At 34.9% G+C, this 22,644-nt stretch carries 16 protein-coding genes and 5 tRNA genes; 2 read left to right on the plus strand and 19 right to left on the minus strand.

Features of this window, described 5'->3' with window-relative positions:
• The coding region (locus ACTG3Y_RS03950) for a beta strand repeat-containing protein (protein WP_439151630.1) at positions 1-3,613 on the minus strand (3,613 nt) is incomplete at its 3' end.
• Positions 3,614-4,003: 390 nt separating this feature from the next.
• Here ACTG3Y_RS03950 and ACTG3Y_RS03955 point away from each other — a divergent pair.
• Both ACTG3Y_RS03955 and ACTG3Y_RS03960 read left to right on the plus strand, forming a co-directional pair.
• Positions 4,004-5,593, plus strand: a complete 1,590-nt coding sequence (locus ACTG3Y_RS03955) for a peptide chain release factor 3 (RefSeq protein WP_439151631.1) — start codon at positions 4,004-4,006, stop codon at positions 5,591-5,593.
• A 139-nt stretch (positions 5,594-5,732) separates the two neighbouring features.
• Positions 5,733-5,963, plus strand: coding sequence for a (4Fe-4S)-binding protein (locus tag ACTG3Y_RS03960; protein ID WP_439151632.1), 231 nt, complete (start codon positions 5,733-5,735; stop codon positions 5,961-5,963).
• A gap of 244 nt (positions 5,964-6,207) precedes the next feature.
• Here ACTG3Y_RS03960 and ACTG3Y_RS03965 read toward each other — a convergent pair whose 3' ends face one another.
• The 18 genes from ACTG3Y_RS03965 to ACTG3Y_RS04050 all read right to left on the minus strand — a co-directional run bounded on the left by ACTG3Y_RS03965 (position 6,208) and on the right by ACTG3Y_RS04050 (position 22,636).
• Positions 6,208-6,525 carry a DUF3467 domain-containing protein gene (locus ACTG3Y_RS03965; RefSeq protein ID WP_439151633.1) on the minus strand — a complete coding sequence of 106 codons (318 nt, stop codon included), beginning with the start codon at positions 6,523-6,525 and terminating at the stop codon, positions 6,208-6,210.
• A 175-nt stretch (positions 6,526-6,700) separates the two neighbouring features.
• Positions 6,701-11,002, minus strand: a complete 4,302-nt coding sequence (gene rpoC / locus ACTG3Y_RS03970) for a DNA-directed RNA polymerase subunit beta' (protein ID WP_439151634.1) — start codon at positions 11,000-11,002, stop codon at positions 6,701-6,703.
• Positions 11,003-11,063: 61 nt separating this feature from the next.
• A complete protein-coding gene (gene rpoB / locus ACTG3Y_RS03975) occupies positions 11,064-14,876 on the minus strand; it encodes a DNA-directed RNA polymerase subunit beta (protein WP_439151635.1) in 3,813 nt (1,270 codons plus the stop codon).
• Between the two features lie 123 nt (positions 14,877-14,999).
• On the minus strand, positions 15,000-15,377 hold the full coding sequence (rplL, locus tag ACTG3Y_RS03980) for a 50S ribosomal protein L7/L12 (protein WP_439151636.1): 378 nt from the start codon (positions 15,375-15,377) through the stop codon (positions 15,000-15,002).
• A 58-nt stretch (positions 15,378-15,435) separates the two neighbouring features.
• Positions 15,436-15,957, minus strand: coding sequence for a 50S ribosomal protein L10 (gene rplJ / locus ACTG3Y_RS03985; protein ID WP_439151637.1), 522 nt, complete (start codon positions 15,955-15,957; stop codon positions 15,436-15,438).
• Between the two features lie 19 nt (positions 15,958-15,976).
• Positions 15,977-16,666, minus strand: a complete 690-nt coding sequence (gene rplA, locus ACTG3Y_RS03990; protein ID WP_439151638.1) for a 50S ribosomal protein L1 — start codon at positions 16,664-16,666, stop codon at positions 15,977-15,979.
• Between the two features lie 10 nt (positions 16,667-16,676).
• On the minus strand, positions 16,677-17,117 hold the full coding sequence (gene rplK, locus ACTG3Y_RS03995) for a 50S ribosomal protein L11 (protein ID WP_411767705.1): 441 nt from the start codon (positions 17,115-17,117) through the stop codon (positions 16,677-16,679).
• A 72-nt stretch (positions 17,118-17,189) separates the two neighbouring features.
• Complete coding sequence (gene nusG, locus ACTG3Y_RS04000; RefSeq protein WP_439151639.1) at positions 17,190-17,735, minus strand: transcription termination/antitermination protein NusG; 546 nt, start codon at positions 17,733-17,735, stop codon at positions 17,190-17,192.
• 19 nt (positions 17,736-17,754) lie between these two features.
• On the minus strand, positions 17,755-17,949 hold the full coding sequence (secE, locus tag ACTG3Y_RS04005; RefSeq protein WP_439151640.1) for a preprotein translocase subunit SecE: 195 nt from the start codon (positions 17,947-17,949) through the stop codon (positions 17,755-17,757).
• 45 nt (positions 17,950-17,994) lie between these two features.
• Positions 17,995-18,067: transfer RNA gene (locus ACTG3Y_RS04010), tRNA-Trp, on the minus strand.
• Between the two features lie 118 nt (positions 18,068-18,185).
• Entirely contained in the window at positions 18,186-19,373 is a 1,188-nt protein-coding gene (tuf, locus tag ACTG3Y_RS04015; protein ID WP_439151641.1) for an elongation factor Tu, read from the minus strand.
• 67 nt (positions 19,374-19,440) lie between these two features.
• A tRNA-Thr gene (locus ACTG3Y_RS04020) sits at positions 19,441-19,512 on the minus strand.
• Between the two features lie 55 nt (positions 19,513-19,567).
• Positions 19,568-19,640: transfer RNA gene (locus ACTG3Y_RS04025), tRNA-Gly, on the minus strand.
• A gap of 154 nt (positions 19,641-19,794) precedes the next feature.
• Positions 19,795-19,877, minus strand: a tRNA-Tyr gene (locus ACTG3Y_RS04030).
• A 28-nt stretch (positions 19,878-19,905) separates the two neighbouring features.
• Positions 19,906-19,979 (minus strand) — tRNA-Thr (locus tag ACTG3Y_RS04035).
• Between the two features lie 111 nt (positions 19,980-20,090).
• Positions 20,091-20,393 carry a ribosome hibernation-promoting factor, HPF/YfiA family gene (hpf, locus tag ACTG3Y_RS04040; protein WP_439151642.1) on the minus strand — a complete coding sequence of 101 codons (303 nt, stop codon included), beginning with the start codon at positions 20,391-20,393 and terminating at the stop codon, positions 20,091-20,093.
• 74 nt (positions 20,394-20,467) lie between these two features.
• The gene (locus tag ACTG3Y_RS04045; RefSeq protein WP_439151643.1) at positions 20,468-21,358 is read right to left on the minus strand and encodes a tyrosine-type recombinase/integrase; all 891 of its coding nucleotides are present in this window, start codon (positions 21,356-21,358) and stop codon (positions 20,468-20,470) included.
• 111 nt (positions 21,359-21,469) lie between these two features.
• A complete protein-coding gene (locus tag ACTG3Y_RS04050) occupies positions 21,470-22,636 on the minus strand; it encodes an acyl-CoA dehydrogenase family protein (RefSeq protein ID WP_439151644.1) in 1,167 nt (388 codons plus the stop codon).
• Positions 22,637-22,644 lie beyond the last annotated feature (8 nt).

Here is a 22,644-nt window from a genome sequence, read left to right on the forward strand (position 1 = left end):
AAAAAGTAGTATCATAAATGATAAACGCTTTACCATCTCCACCATCACCAGTCGTTGCACCTGATTGTGTTACTCTAATTCCACGTAAAGTTGTACCCGAAGGTACGAATGCTGTTAACGGATAAATTGCCATATGGACATTTTGAGTAAAATCAGTTTCTACACCTGTATCAAAATAATCTGTAGGATCTACAGTAACTATTGTTCCTATCGGAGTATATGTATTATTTAATGCTTGAACTGTTACTTCATTATTACCATCCCTTTCTGTTATAACAACATATCTGTTGGATGCCGCATTAATTAATTTATTATATCTAAACTCAACAAAATCTGTGGGTGATATTGTATTATCTAATGACAGATAATGTCTTAGGTCATTTTCTGAATTTGCAGCCAATAAAGAAGGGTTAAATATTGCTGGCCCATCTGTAACATTGGCTTGCGGAAATGTTTGATCTCTTATAAATTGGCTTGTTGCTGCTGGATTATCAAATTGATAGTTTGCCTGATTTGGTCTGAATATTCCTGTAAATGGATTCGGTTGACCTGCTATGGTGACAGAATTAAGTACGGCAGGAGTATTTGTTGCTGCAGCTGCAGTTATATTTAAAGTTACATCTCCACTTGCAACTGGACCTGTTGGATTTCCTGGTGGAATAATATCTGGACATTCATCATCACTACACTCAAATGGTGCTGTGAATACATTACTATTTGTAAATGTACAAGCTCCGTCATCTGAGAATGTTGCTGTCAAATCAATATTACCTCCGTCTGCAGGTAATACTACATCAACAAAAGTATGCGGTGAGGTTAAACCAACAGCAGTAACTGAAGCCGTGCCATCACCAGTTAAATCTAATGTTCCTGTAGCTGGAGCAAAATTAAATGTAACTGTTATGTCAGCAGTAAAAGTATCATCTGTTAAAATCGCAGGTGTTCCGTTGTCAGAACATACATCAATATTAGATTCAGTAATACTTGATATAAAACAAACATCACACGCAGATGTGTCACCAGAATCCGTTACACTTGAATTTGTACCTAGATATGTTGCAGTAACAACAGTTCCGTCTGTATTGACCTCACCTTCGCCTAAGATCAAAGGGTCACCCGCACCATATTGCTCACCATCGCCACTATCGGCGTTAATATCGCTATATGCTTCATTTGCATCACTACATCCATCACCATCACTATCAGTATCTAAATGATTTGAAATTCCATTATCATCACTATCGTAAACATCCGGGATTCCGTCTCCATTAGTATCTGTATAATTAGTAGTAGAACCATCGCCTGTTCCACCGTTGTCAATATTATCTGCAAAATTAGGAACTCCATCACCATCTTCATCGCCAAGTGGGTCATTGCTACCTTCAGCTTCAGCTGTATCTAAAATTCCGTCATTATCATCATCTAAATCTTCAGAATCTAAAACTCCATCGTTATCGGAATCTGTAACATCTCTAAAATCAACATCATTTAAACCGTCAGTATCCTGTAATATTGCGGTATCGTTTATTATACCATTTGGATCTTCTAGCCCTGTAGTAATATCAACGGCGTCATCTAACCCGTCAAAATCTGAATCATTACCAGTTAATGTGATTACAGATTCTATAGTATCACTTAAGCCATCATTATCAGAATCTGTATCTAAATAATCAGGAACTGTGTCTCCATTTAGAAGTGGTCCATCTGTATTAACAACAGCTATTCCATTGCTGCCAGACGGTCCACTTAGGTTTGAATCATAAATATCTGGAAGTCCATCACCATCTATATCATCAGGAAGTCCATCGTTGTTAGAATCTGCAGGTGGGTTATAACCCACCGTAGTCTGCGCTTCATTATTATCTGGAATACCATCTCCATCAGAATCTAAATCATATCCGTTTGGAATTCCATCACCATCAGTATCCGTAAAATTAGTGAGTGGGTTATTATCTAAATCTAGATTTTCATCTTCTTCCGTATCTAAAATACCATCGTTATCATCATCAATATCAACAGAGTCTAAAATTCCGTCTCCATCCCAATCTAATGGGTTTGCACCTATCTCACAACCGAATCCGTCGTTTTGACCCGATGGATCAGCAATTAATACTTTAGTGAACGCTGTCCCAGTTGTAGCTGTTGTAACATCTACTATCTGATATATATCGCCATTTCCATTATTAAATGCATAAAAATTATCTTGTTCGTCCTGCCAAACTGCCCCAAAAGTTGGATTTGTAATTGGGTCAGTATTTGTGGTTGCATTTGCAAGTGCTAAATTAAAACGTTGTGATACTCCAGTTGTAATATCGACTTTAGTCAGTCTTGGAGTAGTTAATGCACCATTCATAGTCATACCATAAACATAGTTACCAATCGAAGCGTAATCTGCAGCCCCTGAAAATGTTCCTGATACCGTAGTATTTGATGCAGGGCGTGATGCAGGATAAGATACGATTCCAGTTACATCAAATGTAACTATATAATCTGTACCAGCATTTGAATTAATATAACCTACCGTGTTTCCAATTGAAAATAATCTAAATGTAAATCCTGCTGAAGCACCAGTTACTGTTATTTCCCCGACAAAAGAATAATTATTTGAAGGGTCATAAACTCTAACTACGTTACCTCCTGTACTTGAATAAACATATTGAGTAGCGGCACTGTAAGCACTATTTGTTGCCGAATTATTTGATACTCCAGGAAGAGTTCCAATATTTACATAAGCCTGGAGAAATCGATTTAATCTAAATATTTCAGTTGTTCCATTACCACTATTCCCTCGAGTTTGATAAAACGAATTAATTACTCCACATTGTAAAGAAGCCAATGTGCAAACGGAAGAAATAACGTCTGTAACAGCAGAATTAGTTCCTAAAGAATAGACCACACCAACTTCAATAACCAAACCATTACCATCTACTGTTGCCGGATCAACGATACCAAACTGCCCACCGTCGTTACCATCAGCACCATTGAATCCGTAAGCCTCGTTGGCGTCGCTACAACTATCATTATCGCTATCAAGATTTTGAAAATCAAAACTTCCATCACTATTTGTATCAATTGGCAGTTGTAATTCTGCTATATCATCAGCTCCGTTAGAATTTATATCCGCAAATCCAGAATCGTTTATATCAATACGTCCATCAGTATTTGTATCTTGTAATCCATAACCTGCTTCTTGTACATCGTAGATTCCGTCATTGTCTGCATCTAAATCTAGATAATCTGGAATACCGTCCATATCAGTATCTGTAGGATTAGTAGCTGGATCATTGTCTAAATCGGTATTAAAGTCTTCTATACTATCTAAAATGCCATCGTTATCATCATCTAAATCAGAACCATTCTCCACCAAGTCAAAATCACAATCACCAGTCGAAGACGTATCTGCACATTGCGCATTGACCGTATTTGAAAACAAGGCTAATAATAAAAACAGTAGCGCAACACGCTTTATTAAATTAATAGAAAACGAGAATCGATTTGTGATTTTCATAATAATGTTGGGTATTGGATGAGTTGAAAATATAGAATTAAATGCGAAAGATTCCATCCTAATTTTTGTTGTAGGCTGTTCAGAGAATCGGGTAAAGATTTTCATAATAATATTTTATAAATATATTCTTCTAAAACGTAATATCGTAAAGTCAGGTTAGTCGGTAAAGTGCAAATATATTCGTTAAAGTGTGATAAACAAATAATTTCGTAAGATTATTCTGTTTAAGAATAGTCTTATTCATTTAAATTTAATTCAGACGTATTAGGAAGTCTGTAGGTTAAACAATATTTGACTAAACAAAAAAACTCGAAAAGATTGGCTATTAATCAACTTGTGAAGTATTTAATAATAAAAATTATCTTAAATTTTTCTTAAAGCGAAAATACAAAAAAAGGGAATTAGCAATAGTTAAATATTTTGAGATTAATCGATGGATTCAATTTATATTAAGTCTAAATATACCCTTATATTTGCAGTCATTTTTAAAGATTTATGGGTTTCACAGAAGAAATTAAAAGACGACGAACTTTTGGAATAATATCGCATCCTGACGCTGGTAAAACAACGCTTACTGAAAAATTATTGTTGTTTGGTGGCGCCATACAAGAAGCTGGTGCTGTAAAAAGTAATAAAATAAAAAAAGGAGCTACGAGTGACTTTATGGAAATTGAGCGTCAGCGTGGTATTTCTGTAGCTACATCTGTATTAGCTTTTGAATATGACGGCATTAAAATTAATATCTTAGATACACCTGGTCACAAGGACTTTGCTGAAGACACCTTTAGAACCTTAACTGCCGTAGACAGCGTTATCGTTGTTATTGATGTTGCAAAAGGTGTTGAGGAACAAACAGAAAAATTAGTTGAAGTTTGTCGCATGCGAAATATCCCTATGATTGTCTTTATAAACAAATTAGATAGAGAAGGTAAAGATGCGTTTGATCTTTTAGATGAAGTTGAACAAAAATTAGGGTTAAGAGTTACACCGATGAGTTTCCCAATTGGTATGGGCTATGATTTTAAAGGTATCTATAATTTATGGGAAAAGAACGTAAATCTTTTCACAGAAGACAGCAAACAACATATTAATGATACTATTGAGATTACTGACCTAAATTCTTCAGAATTGGATAAACTGGTTGGTGATAAAGCCGCTGAAACCCTACGTGATGAAATTGAATTAGTAGATGGTATTTATCCAAAATTTAATAAGACTGAATACTTGGATGGTCATCTACAACCTGTATTTTTTGGTTCAGCATTAAATAATTTTGGTGTCAGGGAACTGCTAGATTGCTTTATTGAAATAGCACCTAAACCAAGACCAAAGCAAAGTGAGGAGCGTTTAGTGAAACCTGATGAAGATAAATTTACTGGATTTGTGTTTAAAATACATGCCAATATGGATCCTAATCACCGAAACCGGTTAGCATTTATTAAAATTGTTTCTGGTGAGTTTAAAAGAAATACGCCATACCTTCACGTGAGACTCAACAAAAAACTTAAATTCTCTAGTCCAAATGCCTTTTTTGCCGAAAAGAAAGAAATTGTAGATATATCTTATCCTGGTGATATTGTGGGCTTACAAGATACAGGGAACTTTAAAATTGGTGATACCTTAACTGAAGGAGAAATTATTAATTATAAAGGAGTTCCTAGTTTTTCACCAGAGCATTTTAGATATATCAATAATGCAGACCCTATGAAATCCAAACAACTATATAAAGGGATAGACCAACTAATGGATGAAGGTGTAGCCCAATTATTTACATTAGACTATAACGGAAGAAAAGTTATAGGTACGGTCGGAGCATTACAATATGAAGTTATACAATACAGACTTGAACATGAGTATGGTGCCAAGTGTACTTATGAAAACTTAAATGTTCACAAAGCTTGTTGGGTAAAAGCTGAAGACGAAAAAAATGAAGAATTTAAAGAATTTATACGCGTAAAGCAGCGCTACTTAGCCAAAGATAAACAAGGTCAGTTAGTATTTTTAGCAGATTCTATGTTCTCATTACAAATGACACAGCAAAAATACCCAAGCATTGCCTTCCATATGACTTCAGAATTTGAATAATTTGAGCGTGCAGTTCATCGAATGATGGTTTAAATTATAGCTTTTAATCGATGTTATTTGCTTTTTGTCGATGTTTTAATTATTCTTACTAATCAATTTATACATTCAATATAAGATAAATCCCAAACTAATCTACTTTATGGAAACAAATGCCAACGTTTTCAGTAATGATGATATTACTATAACCTACAACCCAAAATGTTGTGCGAATGCAGAACTTTGCGCAAAACAACTCTCAGATGTATTTAGAAGTGCTGTTATACCATGGATTAATTTAGATGGTGCAAAAACAGACCAAATTATTCAACAAGTTAAAAAATGCCCTACTGGTGCATTACAATATTATTTAAATCAAAAAGATGTCGCCTAATTAAACAGGTAATTGAAACGCTTAAAAAAACCCTTTGAAAATGATTTCAAAGGGTTTTTAATTTTTTTGCTTAACAATAAAAGTGTCAAGATAATAAAATTGGTATTTAGAAATTCATCAAAACACACCTAAAGCCCACTCAAGGAGACCTTCCTTTTATTTAAGCTTGACCTGTTGGTGCGAAATTCAAAGGAATTGGTGGCTGCTCATGTAAACATGTCGAGCAACTTATTATCTTATAAAATTAAGCTTGTCCGGTTGGTCCGAAATTCAATGGAATTGGTGGTTGCTCGTAATCTTTGATTTCACCATGGGCTTTTTCAAAACGTGTAACATTATCACCTAATGCTTTTAATAATCTTTTAGCATGTTGTGGAGTTAATATTATACGAGACTTTACTTTACTCTTTGGAGTGCCTGGCATAATACTCACAAAATCTACTACGAATTCTGAAACAGAGTGATTTATAATCGCTAGGTTAGAATATGTTCCTTCTGCAACTTTTTCATCTAATTCTATATTAATTTGCCCTTTTTTAGGAGTTTTCTTTTCGTCTGCCATCTTATTTTATTTTTTATTCTTTTTTTAAATTATTAAAAAAGCCTTCAAACTTAATTAGATTGAAGGCTTTTGTTTTATGATATTAGCTCAGTTCAATGAGATCCCGAAACTAGTTCGGGATAAATTCGACTAGCAGACTTTACTACGCCTTCGGCTTGTAAAGTCCGAGTCTCATTTAGTTAAAATTCATTTCTTCTTTAGCCTTCATCATTTCATCAAACTCTTCTTTAGAACCTACAATAATGCTATCGTATTCTCTAACACCTGTACCTGCTGGAATTCTGTGACCAACAATTACATTTTCTTTAAGTCCTTCTAAAGTATCAACCTTACCATTAACTGCAGCTTCATTTAACACTTTTGTAGTTTCCTGGAAAGATGCTGCTGAGATAAATGACTTGGTCTGTAATGATGCTCTAGTAATACCTTGTAAGATAGGTGTTGCTGTAGCTGGACTAACATCTCTGGCAGTTACAAGATTCTTATCTTCTCTACGCAACCTAGAATTTTCATCTCTTAGATCTCTAACTGATACGATCTGACCTGATTTTAAATTCTCAGAATCACCGGCGTCTTCAACCACCTTCATTCCGAACATTCTATCATTTTCTTCAATGAAATCCGATTTGTGAACTAATTGATTTTCTAAGAAAATGGTATCACCAGAATCAATAATTCTTACTTTACGCATCATCTGTCTTACAACAACTTCAAAGTGCTTGTCATTAATCTTCACACCTTGTAAACGATATACTTCTTGCACTTCGTTAACTAAGTATTGTTGTACAGCTGATGGCCCTTTGATATTTAAGATATCGTTTGGTGTTATAGAACCATCTGATAATGGCATACCAGCTTTGACATAATCATTTTCCTGTACAAGAATCTGATTAGATAACTTCACTAAGTATTTCTTAATCTCACCTAATTTAGATTCAATGATAATCTCACGGTTACCACGTTTTATTTTACCGAAAGACACCACACCATCAATCTCACTTACTACAGCAGGATTAGAAGGATTACGTGCCTCAAATAATTCAGTTACACGTGGAAGACCACCAGTAATATCACCAGCTTTAGCTGATTTTCTAGGGATCTTAACTAAAATCTTACCGATATCAATTTTCTCACCGTCATCAATCATGATGTGAGCACCAACAGGTAAGTTATATGAACGAATTGTTTCACCTTTCTTATCTTCAATTAACAAGGTAGGAATCAATTTCTTGTTTCTAGATTCTGAAATTACTTTTTCTTGGAAACCAGTTTGTTCATCAATTTCTACTTGATAAGTCACACCTTGTTCAATGTTTTCATACTTCACTTTACCAGCAAATTCTGAAATAATTACACCGTTGTAAGGATCCCATTGACAAATTACATCACCTTTCTTAACTTTTTTACCTGGCTTCACAAAAATGTGAGAACCGTATGGAATATTATTAGTACTTAAAACAATGCCTGTTTTTGCGTCTACTAATTTAAGTTCTGAAGTTCTAGAAATTACAACATCTACTTCATTACCCTCTTTATCTTTAGACTTAACTGTTTTTAAATCTTCAATTTCTGCAACACCGTCAAACTTTACAGTTAATTTATTCTCTTCAGAAATGTTACCTGCAATACCACCAACATGGAACGTACGCAGCGTTAACTGTGTACCAGGCTCACCAATAGACTGAGCAGCAACGACACCAACAGCTTCACCTCTTTGTACCATTTTACCAGTAGCAAGATTACGGCCGTAACATTTAACACAGATTCCTTTTTTAGCTTCACATGTTAATGGCGAACGTACTTCAATAGACTCAATCGGAGAATCACCGATTTTCTTAGCAATGGCATCATTAATATGACCTCCAGCTTCGATTATCAATTCTTCAGTCAATGGATTGTAAACATCATTAAGTGATGTTCTACCAACAATCCTTGCTTCTAATTTTTCAACGATTTCTTCATTTTTCTTAAGTGCTGAAACTTCAATACCTCTTAGAGTACCACAATCTTCCTCGTATACAATAACATCTTGTGATACATCCACTAAACGACGTGTTAAGTAACCAGCATCAGCTGTCTTAAGTGCAGTATCGGCAAGACCTTTACGCGCACCGTGAGTAGAGATAAAGTATTCTAAAATTGAAAGTCCCTCTTTAAAGTTAGAAAGAATTGGATTTTCAATAATTTCTCCACCACCAGCATTAGATTTTTTAGGCTTAGCCATTAATCCACGCATACCTGTTAACTGACGAATCTGTTCTTTCGATCCACGAGCTCCAGAATCTAACATCATAAATACTGAGTTAAACCCTTGTTGATCTTCACGAATACGCTTCATAGACAATTCTGTTAATTCAGCATTTGTCGATGTCCAGATATCAATAACTTGGTTATAACGTTCGTTATTAGTAATAAGTCCCATATTATAGTTACCCATTATACCATCTACTTGCTTATTAGCAGCATCGATCATTGTGTGCTTTTCTTGCGGAATAATAATATCACCTAAACTAAATGATAACCCACCTTGGAATGCAAACTTATAACCTAATGTCTTAATTTCATCTAAGAACTCTGCAGTTTCAGGTACAGATGTTACTTTAAGAATACCATGAATAATATCTCTTAAAGACTTCTTAGTTAATACCTCATTGATATAACCTGCTGCTTCAGGTACTTTTTCATTAAAAAGTACACGACCAACCGTAGTTTCAATAATTTGAGTAGTTAACTCTCCTTCTTCATTAAAGTCTTTTGTTCTAACCTTAATCCCTGCATTAAGGTCTACCATCTTCTCATTGTAAGCAATAGTTACTTCCTCTGGAGAGTAAAAGGTTAAGCCTTCACCTTTTACAGTATAGTCTTTATCTGTTTTTCTATGCTTGGTCATATAATATAAACCAAGTACCATATCTTGAGAAGGTACAGTTACTGGTGATCCGTTTGCAGGATTCAGAATATTATGAGAAGCTAACATTAATAGTTGCGCTTCTAATATTGCTTCTGGTCCTAATGGTAAATGCACAGCCATCTGGTCACCATCGAAATCGGCATTAAATGCAGTACACACTAATGGGTGTAACTGAATTGCTTTACCTTCGATAAGCTTTGGCTGGAATGCTTGGATACCAAGTCTGTGTAACGTTGGAGCACGGTTTAGTAACACTGGATGTCCTTTTAGAACATTTTCTAAGATATCCCAAACAACAGGCTCTTTTCTATCTATAATTTTCTTCGCAGATTTTACAGTTTTTACGATACCTCTTTCTATTAATTTTCTAATAATAAAAGGCTTGTAAAGCTCTGCAGCCATACCTTTTGGCAATCCGCACTCAAATAATTTTAATTCTGGTCCAACTACAATTACGGAACGTGCAGAATAATCAACACGCTTACCAAGTAAGTTTTGACGGAAACGTCCTTGCTTACCTTTAAGTGAATCTGATAATGATTTTAATGGTCTGTTAGAATCCGTTTTTACGGCAGACGATTTACGTGTGTTATCAAATAATGAATCTACTGATTCTTGTAACATACGTTTTTCATTACGTAAAATCACTTCTGGTGCTTTAATCTCAACTAATCTTTTAAGACGATTATTACGGATTATTACACGACGATAAAGATCGTTCAAATCTGATGTTGCAAAACGACCACCATCTAAAGGCACTAAAGGCCTTAATTCTGGTGGAATTACAGGAACAGCCTTCATAATCATCCATTCTGGTCTGTTCTCTCTGTTTTTATTCGAATCTCTAAAGGCTTCAACTACTTGTAAACGCTTTAAAGCCTCAGTTTTACGTTGCTTAGAAGTTTCGTTATTTGCTTTGTGTCTTAAATCATATGATAGTTGATCTAAATCTATTCTTGCTAATAAGTCAATTAAACATTCAGCACCCATTTTAGCTATAAACTTATTCGGGTCTGAATCTTCTAAATATTGATTTTCTTGTGGAAGTGTTTCAAGAATATTTAAATATTCTTCTTCCGTTAGGAAATCCATTTTTTGTACTGGTTCACCTTCAGCATTCACAGCAGTTCCTGGTTGAATAACTACATAACGCTCATAATAGATTATCATATCTAATTTCTTAGATGGTAATCCAAGAAGGTATCCTATTTTATTTGGTAAAGAACGGAAATACCAGATATGAGCTACAGGAACAACTAAATTGATATGACCTACTCTATCTCTACGTACTTTTTTCTCCGTTACTTCTACACCACAACGATCACACACAATACCCTTGTAACGAATTCTTTTATACTTTCCACAAGCACATTCAAAATCCTTTACAGGACCAAAAATACGCTCACAAAATAAACCATCACGCTCAGGTTTGTGCGTTCTATAATTAATAGTTTCTGGCTTTAATACTTCACCACGTGACGCTGCTAAAACAGATTCAGGTGATGATAAACCGATAGAAATTTTATTAAACTTCTGTACTGTATTTTTATCTTGTCTTCTTGCCATGTTATTTTTAATATTCAGTTTGAAGAAGCAGTTTAAAAAACTACTTCTTACTCACCTAAATTTATTCTTCTAATCTAATATCTAAACCTAAACCTTTCAATTCGTGCATAAGTACGTTGAACGATTCTGGTAATCCTGGTTCTGGCATTGGCTCTCCCTTAACGATAGCTTCGTAAGTTTTTGCTCTACCAATAACATCATCTGATTTCACAGTTAAGATCTCACGCAATGTACTTGATGCACCATATGCTTCAAGTGCCCAAACCTCCATTTCACCAAAACGCTGACCACCAAACTGTGCTTTACCACCTAATGGTTGTTGCGTAATTAATGAGTAAGGTCCTATAGAACGAGCGTGCATTTTATCATCAATCATGTGACCAAGCTTAATCATATAAATCACACCAACCGTAGCTGGTTGATCAAAACGATCACCTGTACCACCATCATATAGATAAGTGTGACCAAATCTTGGAATACCAGCTTCATCTGTATACTCATTAATTTGATCTAATGTAGCACCATCAAAAATAGGTGTTGCATACGTACGTCCTAAATCTTGTCCTGCCCATCCTAATACGGTTTCATATATCTGACCAATATTCATACGAGAAGGTACACCAAGTGGATTTAATACGATATCAACTGGAGTTCCATCTTCTAAGAACGGCATATCTTCTTGACGAACGATACGAGCCACAATACCTTTGTTACCGTGGCGACCTGCCATCTTATCACCTACTTTAAGTTTACGCTTTTTAGCGATATACACTTTAGCAAGTTTGATAATACCTGCAGGTAATTCATCACCTACAGAAATTGTAAACTTCTCTCGACGAAGCGATCCTTGAAGATCATTTTCTTTAATTTTATAGTTGTGAATTAAATCTGCAACTAATTCATTAGTATGATCATCTGTCGTCCACTTACCAGAAGTTAAATGCGTATAATCATCAACCGCATTTAACATTTTTAAAGTGTACTTTTTACCTTTTGGTATAATCTCTTCACCTAAATCATTATATATACCTTGAGCCGTTTTACCATTTACAATTGTAAATAATTTCTCAACTAATACTGATTGTAAATCATCAAAACGCTTGTCATAAGCATTTTCCAATGCTTCAATATCCTCTTTATCCTGTGCTCTCTTTCTTTTATCTTTAACTGCTCTTGCAAATAATTTTTTATCAATTACTACACCATTTAATGATGGTGATGCTTTTAGAGATGCATCTTTAACATCACCTGCTTTATCACCAAAAATTGCGCGTAATAATTTTTCTTCTGGAGTTGGATCAGACTCACCTTTCGGAGTAATCTTACCAATTAAAATATCGCCTGGTTTAATTTCTGCGCCAATGCGAATCATTCCATTTTCATCTAAATCCTTAGTTGCTTCTTCAGAAACGTTAGGAATATCATTAGTTAATTCTTCATTACCTAATTTGGTATCTCTAACTTCTAATGAATATTCATCTATATGAATAGATGTGAAAATATCATCACGTACTACTTTTTCAGAAATTACAATTGCATCCTCAAAGTTGTAACCTTTCCATGGCATGAATGCCACCTTCATGTTACGACCTAAAGCTAACTCACCATTCTGTGTAGCATATCCTTCACAAAGAACTTGTCCTCTAGATACCTTATCACCTTTTTTAACGATTGGTTTTAAGTTAATAGAAGTTCCTTGATTGGTTTTTCTGAATTTTACTAATGGATATGTTTTAGTGTCGCTATCGAAACTAACCATACCTTCTTCTTCAGTACGCTCGTACTTAATAGTTATTTTTTCAGCATCTACATACTCAACAGTACCAGCTCCTTCAGCATTAATTAATACTCTAGAGTCTGATGCTACCTGACGTTCTAATCCAGTTCCTACAATTGGTGCTTCAGGTCTTAATAATGGCACTGCCTGACGCATCATGTTAGATCCCATTAATGCACGGTTGGCATCATCATGCTCCAAGAATGGAATTAAAGATGCCGAAATCGATGCAATTTGATTAGGTGCAACGTCTGTATAATTTACATTAGACGGATCAATTACAGGGAAGTCACCTTCTTGTCTTGCAATAATCTTTTCAGGTTGTATCTTACCTTTACCATTAACTTCTATTGTAGCCTGTGCAATTAACATATCTTCTTCCTCTTCAGCACTTAGATATGTTGGTGTGTTTTTAATATCTACTACACCTTTTTCTACTTTTCTGTATGGTGTTTCAATGAATCCCATAGAATTCACCTTAGCAAAAACAGATAAAGAAGAAATTAAACCAATATTTGGTCCTTCTGGAGTTTCTATAGGACATAAACGTCCGTAATGTGTATAGTGAACATCACGAACCTCAAAACCAGCTCTTTCTCTTGATAAACCACCTGGACCTAATGCTGAAAGACGGCGCTTGTGCGTAATCTCAGCGAGAGGATTTGTTTGATCCATAAATTGAGATAGCTGATTAGTTCCAAAGAATGAATTAATTACAGACGATAAAGTCTTAGCGTTAATTAAATCTATTGGAGTAAATACTTCGTTATCACGTACATTCATACGCTCACGAATAGTACGTGCCATACGAGCTAAACCAACTCCAAACTGAGAAGATAACTGCTCACCTACTGTACGTACACGACGGTTTGATAAGTGATCAATATCATCAATCTCTGCCTTAGAGTTAATTAACTCAATTAAATATTTTATGATGGTTATAATATCTACTTTGGTAAGTACTTGCTTATCCATTCCGATATCCAAACCTAATTTCTTATTCATTCTATAACGACCTACTTCACCTAACGAATAACGTTGGTCAGAGAAAAATAATTTGTCAATTATACCACGTGCTGTTTCTTCATCTGGCGGCTCAGCATTACGTAGTTGACGATAGATGTGTTCAACAGCCTCTTTTTCAGAATTTGTTGGGTCTTTCTGTAATGTATTATGGATGATTGCGTAATCTCCTTGTTGTGCACTTTCTTTATGTAATAAAATAGTTTTTACACCTGCTTCAAGGATTTCTTCAATATTTTCTTTGTCTATTACTGTATCACGATCTAATACTATTTCGTTTCTCTCAATAGATACAACCTCACCAGTATCTTCATCAACGAAATCTTCGTGCCATGTATTAAGTACACGAGCAGCTAGCTTACGACCGATAACTTTCTTTAATCCAGATTTAGAAACTTTTACTTCTTCTGCCAGATCAAATATTTCTAAAATATCTTTATCTCTCTCAAATCCGATTGCACGGAAAAGTGTTGTTACAGGTAATTTTTTCTTTCTATCAATGTAAGCATACATTACGCTGTTAATATCTGTCGCAAATTCTATCCATGATCCTTTAAAAGGAATTACTCTGGCAGAATATAATTTTGTTCCATTAGCATGGAATGACTGGCTAAAAAATACACCAGGTGATCTGTGTAACTGTGATACTACTACACGTTCAGCACCGTTGATACAGAATGTACCACTTGGCGTCATGTATGGTATAGTACCTAAGTATACATCTTGAACGATTGTTTCAAAATCCTCGTGTTCAGGATCTGTACAATACAACTTCAATCTTGCTTTTAATGGCACACTGTATGTTAATCCTCTTTCAATACATTCTTCGATAGAATATCTTGGCGGATCAATGAAGTAATCTAAAAATTCTAATACGAATTGATTACGCGTGTCTGTAATTGGGAAGTTTTCCATGAAGGTGTTGTATAAACCTTCTGCTCCTCTTTCTTCTGACTTTGTTTCTAATTGGAAAAAATCCTGGAAAGATTTTATTTGGATATCCAAAAAGTCTGGGTAATCTGTTCTATTTACAATAGAAGAGAAATTAATTCTTTCAGCCTTTTTTGCTAACATTGATGAACGAGATTTTTATTAAATAAAAACTATAATATGTATATAACGTTTATATACACAAAAGGGTTTAGGTCTTAGAGGGACACTCCAGACCTAAACCATATGTTGTAGGTTAAGTTGAGCTTACTTAAGCTCAACCTCAGCTCCAGCTTCTTCTAAAGAAGATTTTAAGCCTTCAGCTTCATCTTTAGATACACCTTCTTTAATTGTACTTGGTGCATCATCTACTAAACCTTTAGCATCTTTTAATCCTAAACCAGTTAATTCCTTAACTAATTTTACAACTGCAAGCTTAGAGCCACCTGCCGCTTTAAGGATTACGTCGAATTCAGTTTGCTCTTCTGCAGCGTCTCCACCAGCAGCAGCTCCACCAGCAGCAACAGCTACAGCTGCAGCAGCAGGCTCAATACCGTACTCGTCTTTTAATATTGTTGCTAATTCGTTAACTTCTTTTACTGTTAAGTTAACTAATTGTTCTGCGAAATCTTTTAAATCTGCCATTTTCTATTGTTTTAATGTGTGTGTTTTTTATTTAATTTTCTAAGTGTGTACTAGTTAATTATCCTTCTCTTTCGGATAATGTTTTTACAATACCAGCAATTGTTCCTCCACTAGATTTAAGTGCTGAAATAACGTTCTTAGCAGGAGATTGTAATAAAGTAATAATCTCACCAATAAGTTCTTCTTTAGACTTAATATCTACAAGTGTGTCTAATAAATCATCTCCAACGTAAATTGCTTCTTCAATGAATGCACCTTTTAACAAAGGTTTTTCAGATTTTTTACGAAACTCTTTAATTACTTTTGCTGGAGCATTACCAGTTTCAGAATACATTACTGACGTGTTTCCTTTTAGAGTTTCTGGTAATTCACCGAAATCTTTATCCGATGCCTCCATAGCTTTCTCTAAAAGCGTATTCTTTACAACCGCTAACTTAATGTTAGACTTGAAACATGCTCTTCTTAAATTTGAAGTCGTTGCTGCATCTAATCCAGAAATATCTGTTAAATAGATATTTGTATTATCTGCTAATTGAGCAGTTAACTCTTCAATTACTTGGGATTTTTCTTCTCTTGTCATAATATTCTAAGTTTAACTACTATCCTATTTTTGTATCAATTGCTATGCTTGGACTCATTGTGCTAGACATATAAATGCTCTTGACATATGTTCCTTTTGATGCAGTTGGTTTTAACTTCATAATTGTAGATAATAACTCTTGTGCGTTACCAACAATCTTCTCGGCACTAAATGATGCTTTTCCAATTGGTGCATGCACAATACCTGTCTTATCCACTTTAAAATCTATCTTACCAGCCTTAACCTCAGACACAGCTTTTGCTACATCCATTGTTACGGTTCCGGTTTTAGGGTTTGGCATAAGACCTCTTGGTCCTAAAACTCTACCTAACGGTCCTAACTTACCCATAATACTTGGCATTGTAACGATAACGTCAACATCTGTCCAACCATCTTTTATTTTTTGTAAGTATTCATCTAACCCAACATAATCAGCACCAGCTTCCTTAGCTTCTGCTTCCTTATCAGGAGTTACTAACGCAAGAACCTTCATATCTTTACCTGTACCATGAGGCAAAGAAACAACACCACGAACCATTTGATTGGCTTTACGTGGATCTACACCTAATCTGATTGCTAAATCTACTGAAGCATCAAATTTTGTAAATGTTATTTCTTTAAGTAAAGCTGAAGCTTCTTCTAAAGAGTAAATTTTGTTATTATCAACTTTTGCTCTTGCTTCTTTTTGCTTCTTTGTTAATCTTGCCATTTCTAAAAATTTAGTTTGGAGCTTCACCTCCTTTTACGGTGATACCCATCGATCTTGCTGTACCAGCTACCATTTTCATAGCTGATCCGATTTCAAATGCATTTAAATCTTGCATTTTATCTTCAGCAATCGCTTTAACTTGATCCCAAGTTACTTTTGCTACTTTACGTCGGTTAGGTTCTCCAGATCCTTTCTTTACTTTGGCCGCTTCTAATAATTGTACTGCTGCTGGTGGAGTCTTGATTACAAAGTCAAATGATTTGTCTTTGAAAACAGAGATTACCACAGGTAATACTTTACCTGGTTTATCTTGGGTTCTAGCATTAAACTGCTTACAGAACTCCATGATATTTACTCCAGCGGCACCTAAAGCGGGTCCAACCGGTGGCGATGGATTCGCTGCACCTCCCCGAACTTGTAACTTAACTACTTTGTCTAGTTCTTTTGCCATTTTCTAAAATTTAATGCGTTTGCCTATAATTGGAAGCATAGACAATTACGCTTTCTTTAATTGTAACAATTATTATAACTTTTCAACTTGCATATAGCTTAACTCTAATGGTGTCTTTCTTCCGAATATTTTCACCATTACTTCTAGCTTACGCTTTTCTTCGTTTATCTTTTCAATAGTACCATCAAATCCGTTGAATGGTCCATCAATAACTTTAACCGTTTCACCTTTTGTAAACGGAATAGCTACGTTTGCATCTGCTTCAATAGCTAACTCATCTACCTTACCTAACATTCTGTTAACTTCAGATTGTCTTAATGGTACAGGATCACCGCCTTTTGTCTCACCTAAAAAACCAATTACATTAGTAATAGATTTAATGATGTGAGGAATCTCACCACTTAAATTAGCTTGAATCATTATGTATCCAGGAAAATAAACTTTCTCTTTGTTTATTTTCTTTCCATTTCGGATTTGGATTACTTTTTCTGTTGGGACTAAAACCTGATCAACATAATCTTCTAAACCTAATCTTGAAATTTCATTCTCGATATAAGTTTTAATTTTATTTTCTTGACCACTTACGGCTCTAACAACATACCATTTTTTATCAGACATCTTCGCTCTTGTATAATTGTTAGTTTAAAAAATCAAAATAAGCTTTAACTGCTCTACTAAAAACAGTATCTACTCCCCAAATAGCCAGTGAAAAAATAATTGAGAACACAGCAACAATCACTGTTAGTCTTTGAGCCTCTGGCCAAGGTGTCCAAGACACATTGTTCTTTAACTCCTCGAACGACTCTTTTACATATGTTATTAATACTGCCATTTGTTATTATATTTTTAAGCTGTTAAATTAGCTTATTATACTTTGCACGGGTTGAGAGACTCGAACTCCCGACACCTGGTTTTGGAGACCAGTGCTCTACCAACTGAGCTAAACCCGTATTTGAGTTTCACTCTTTTCACCGATTTATTTCTACCGGAACGAGCTAACCCGTAAATAATAATCAAGGCGTTCCGAAAAATCGGAACACCTTAATTAACTATTTAACTTTTTATAGTTTAGTCTAAAATTTCAGTTACCTGACCAGCACCAACTGTTCTACCACCTTCACGGATAGCAAAACGTAAACCTACGTTCATTGCAATTGTGTTGATTAACTCTACTGTGATAGTTAAGTTATCTCCAGGCATTACCATTTCTACACCATCAGGTAATTGGATATTTCCAGTTACGTCAGTTGTACGTACGTAGAACTGAGGACGGTAGTTATTATGGAATGGAGTGTGACGTCCACCTTCTTCTTTCTTAAGGATATAAACCTCTGCTTTGAATTTAGAGTGTGGTGTTACAGAACCTGGCTTAGTAATAACCATACCTCTAGAGATTTGAGTTTTTTCAATACCTCTTAATAAGATACCTGCGTTATCACCAGCTTCACCTCTATCTAAAATTTGACGGAACATTTCAATACCAGTAATAGTAGATGTTAATTTTTCAGCACCCATACCAATAATCTCAACAGGATCACCCGTGTTAGCAACTCCAGTCTCAATACGACCAGTTGCAACAGTACCACGACCTGTAATAGAGAATACATCTTCGATAGGCATTAAGAACGGCTTGTCCATATCACGAACAGGTTCTTCAATCCACTCATCTACATTCTTCATTAATTCCATTACTGTATCAACCCACTTTTGCTCACCGTTAAGTGCTCCTAAAGCAGATCCAGCGATTACAGGACCATTATCACCATCATATTCGTAGAATGATAATAAATCTCTGATTTCCATTTCAACTAATTCTAATAACTCTTCGTCATCAACCATATCCACTTTATTCATGAATACAACGATACGAGGAATACCTACTTGACGACCAAGTAAGATATGCTCACGAGTTTGTGGCATAGGACCATCTGTTGCAGCAACAACTAAGATAGCACCATCCATTTGAGCAGCACCAGTAACCATGTTCTTTACGTAATCCGCGTGACCTGGACAGTCAACGTGAGCGTAATGACGATTTGCTGTTGCATATTCTACGTGAGAAGTATTAATTGTTATACCTCTTTCTTTTTCTTCTGGTGCGTTGTCGATTTGATCGAAATCCTTCGCTTCAGATAAACCTGCATCAGCTAATACTTTAGTAATAGCAGCAGTTAAAGTTGTTTTACCGTGATCTACGTGTCCAATAGTACCAATGTTTAAATGTGGTTTTGAACGATCGAAAGTTGCCTTTGCCATGTTTAATTTATTTAATCTTATTTAATATTAGTGTTCAATTTTATTCTAATTCTATCTTAGAAAAAAGAGCCAATGACGAGATTTGAACTCGTGACCTCTTCCTTACCAAGGAAACGCTCTACCCCTGAGCTACACCGGCGTAAAGTGTTTAAATTCTCACAACTGTGAAATTCCTGCCTTCGCAGGAATATTAGAGCGGGAGACCGGGTTCGAACCGGCGACATTCAGCTTGGAAGGCTGACGCTCTACCAACTGAGCTACTCCCGCATTATAATTAAGTCTTCTTAATTAATGGTTTTCAATATTTCAAAGTTTAGATTACCTCGCTTTGCTCGGCGATCCTGGATTAACAAAACAATCCAAAGATTTTTTCGTAGCTACAAAAACTTAACTTTTGCAAAACTTCGTTAAAAAATCATTGTGGGGAGAGCAGGATTCGAACCTGCGAAGTTAAAAAACAACAGATTTACAGTCTGTCCTCGTTGGCCGCTTGAGTATCTCCCCAAATCACTATTTTATGAACTTTTAAAAGAGCCGATAGAGGGACTCGAACCCACGACCTGCTGATTACAAATCAGCTGCTCTAGCCAGCTGAGCTATATCGGCTTTTATACTTTTCTGACCTCAAAAAAAGACCATAAAAAAGTCCGCTATTTCTAACGGACTGCAAATGTAGTGTTTTATTTTTTTATTCAAAACATTTTTGAAAAAATTTTACTAGTTGTGCGCTCTTAATTTTTCTTTTCGCTTTTTAATCCGTCTTTCTAACGACGCAATAGCTACATCAGCACCTTCTTCAAATGTTTTACATTGTTTTTTAACCACAAAACTATCACCAGGCACTCTTACCCTAGCTTCAAAAACTTTGTTTTCCTTATCACTGGTATTTTCAACTTTTAAATATACATCAGATTGAATGATTTTATCATAGAACATGTCTAATTTATCCATTCGCTTTTGAACAAAGTCGATAAGTTTTTTGTCTGCTGTAAAATTTACAGATTGAGTGTTTACTTTCATACATTTCTTTTTAAGTTAAACTTTAGTGCAACATTAATTAGTTATACACAGCTTGTATCAGACTAAATATTAATTCAGCCCTTATTTCTTGGATGCGCATTTGCATACACCTTTTTTAATTCATCTATACTATTATGAGTATAAACTTGCGTTGCTGCTAAACTGGTATGTCCAAGAAGTTCTTTAACAGCATTTAAATCTGCACCTTGATTGAGTAAATGTGTAGCGAACGAATGCCTTAAGACATGAGGACTACATTTGGCTTTACTCGATGCAATACTAAAATACTTATTTATTATTCTGTAAACAAGCATTTCGTAAATTTTAAGACCCTTTATAGTTAATAATAAAATTTCACTATCCCTTATTTCAGAAAGTTCTTGACGGTATTTTAAATACTCTTTTATGGTGCTAATAACGGGGTTAATTAATGGAATGTAGCGTTCTTTATTACGTTTTCCAAGAACTTTTAATATTTTACTACTAAAGTCTATATCTGATATTTTGATATTCACTAATTCTATTCGTCTAATGCCTGTGGCATAAAACAACTCTATGATTAATCTGTTTCTTGCACTTTCAAAATCATTAACCGTTATAGAGTTTTCTATAACATCCTTTAATTCATGTTCTGAAAAAGGTAACTGAACGGATTTACCAACTTTTAGTGCTTTGTGTTGATTAAGCGGATTAGAACTAATAATCTCAACTTTTAGACAAAACTTGTAATATCCATTTAATGAGGAAATTTTGCGATTAATAGATCTATTCAAAATACCTGTATTTACTAATTCAACAATCCATTGTCTTATTTCTGAGTATTTAGCTTTGAATATATCTATTGAATCGTGATTGTCATCAAGGAAATCTTGAAACTCCTGAACATCTTTTATATATGCCAAGATGGTATGAGGAGAATACTTCTTCTCGAATGATAAATATTCTGAAAATGATTTGAGACTCATAAATTTTTCGCAATAGTTTAAATATAACTCATTTGGTTGAAATTATTTATAATAAGAAACAAAAAATCCTACACATATGTAGGATTTTGACTTAGTATATTTTTAAAAAACTTAAGTTACTGGTTTGTAATCTTTATCGTCTATTACCATTTTAGCTATTATTTCTTTAAGGATCTCAGAAGTACCACCACCAATTGGTCCCAGTCTACTATCTCTAGCCATACGCGCTAATGGATATTCTTCCATGTATCCATAACCTCCTAAAAACTGAAGGCATTGATAAATCACTTCATCTGCCATTCTAGTAGATTGTAACTTAGACATTGTAGCTTCTTTTACTACATAATCTCCCATGTCTAGTCGTTTTGCAACATAATAGTTGAATTGTTTACAAATTTCCATCTGTGTTTCAGACTCTGCATAAGTATGTCTTAACGCCTGAAATTTATCTATTGTTCTACCAAATGCTGTTCGCTCACTCATATATTGTTTCGCATATTCCAAAGCATATTCTGCTCTAGCATGTGCATTGACTCCCATAATTAATCGCTCTAAAGCAAAATGTTGCATGATATATGGAAAGCCTTGATTTTCTTCTCCCATTAAATTTGAAGCAGGGATAATCACATTATCAAAAGCTATTTCCCCCGTATCTGAAGCTCTCCATCCTAACTTTTCTAATTTAGTAGCAGAAACTCCAGGGGTTTTTCTATCTATAACAAAAATGCTAATCCCCTTATTTCCGAGTTCAGGATTTGTTTTTGCAGCTACAATTAAATAATCACTATAAACACCGTTTGTAATAAACGTTTTTGAACCGTTAATCACATAGGTATCTCCCTTCTTCACAGCTGTAGTTCGCATACCTGCAACATCGCTTCCTCCAAAAGGTTCAGTGATACATAGACAACCTATAGCATCGCCTAAGGCGCTTGGAGTTAAATACTTTTCTTTCTGCTCATGATTGCCTTCTTTATTAAGATGCGTCATTGCTAAATAAGCATGCGCCCAAATCGCTGCCGCAAAGCCACCAGAGTTTATTCTTTGCATTTCTTCTAAAAGAATGACGGTATAGAACAAGTCTAAATCCAATCCGCCATATGCTTCAGGTGTTGCCAAGCCAAAATACCCCATATCTCCAAATTTCTTCCAAATAAAGCGTTCAATATGTCCCGTTTCCTCCCATTTATCAATATGTGGCACTACTTCTTTCTGTAGAAATTCTCTAAGACTCTCTCTAAATAAATTATGTTCTTCTGTGAAATATAAATCAGACATTTATCGCA

It is taken from the genome of Winogradskyella sp. (genome assembly GCF_965656915.1).
GTDB lineage: Bacteria > Bacteroidota > Bacteroidia > Flavobacteriales > Flavobacteriaceae > Winogradskyella.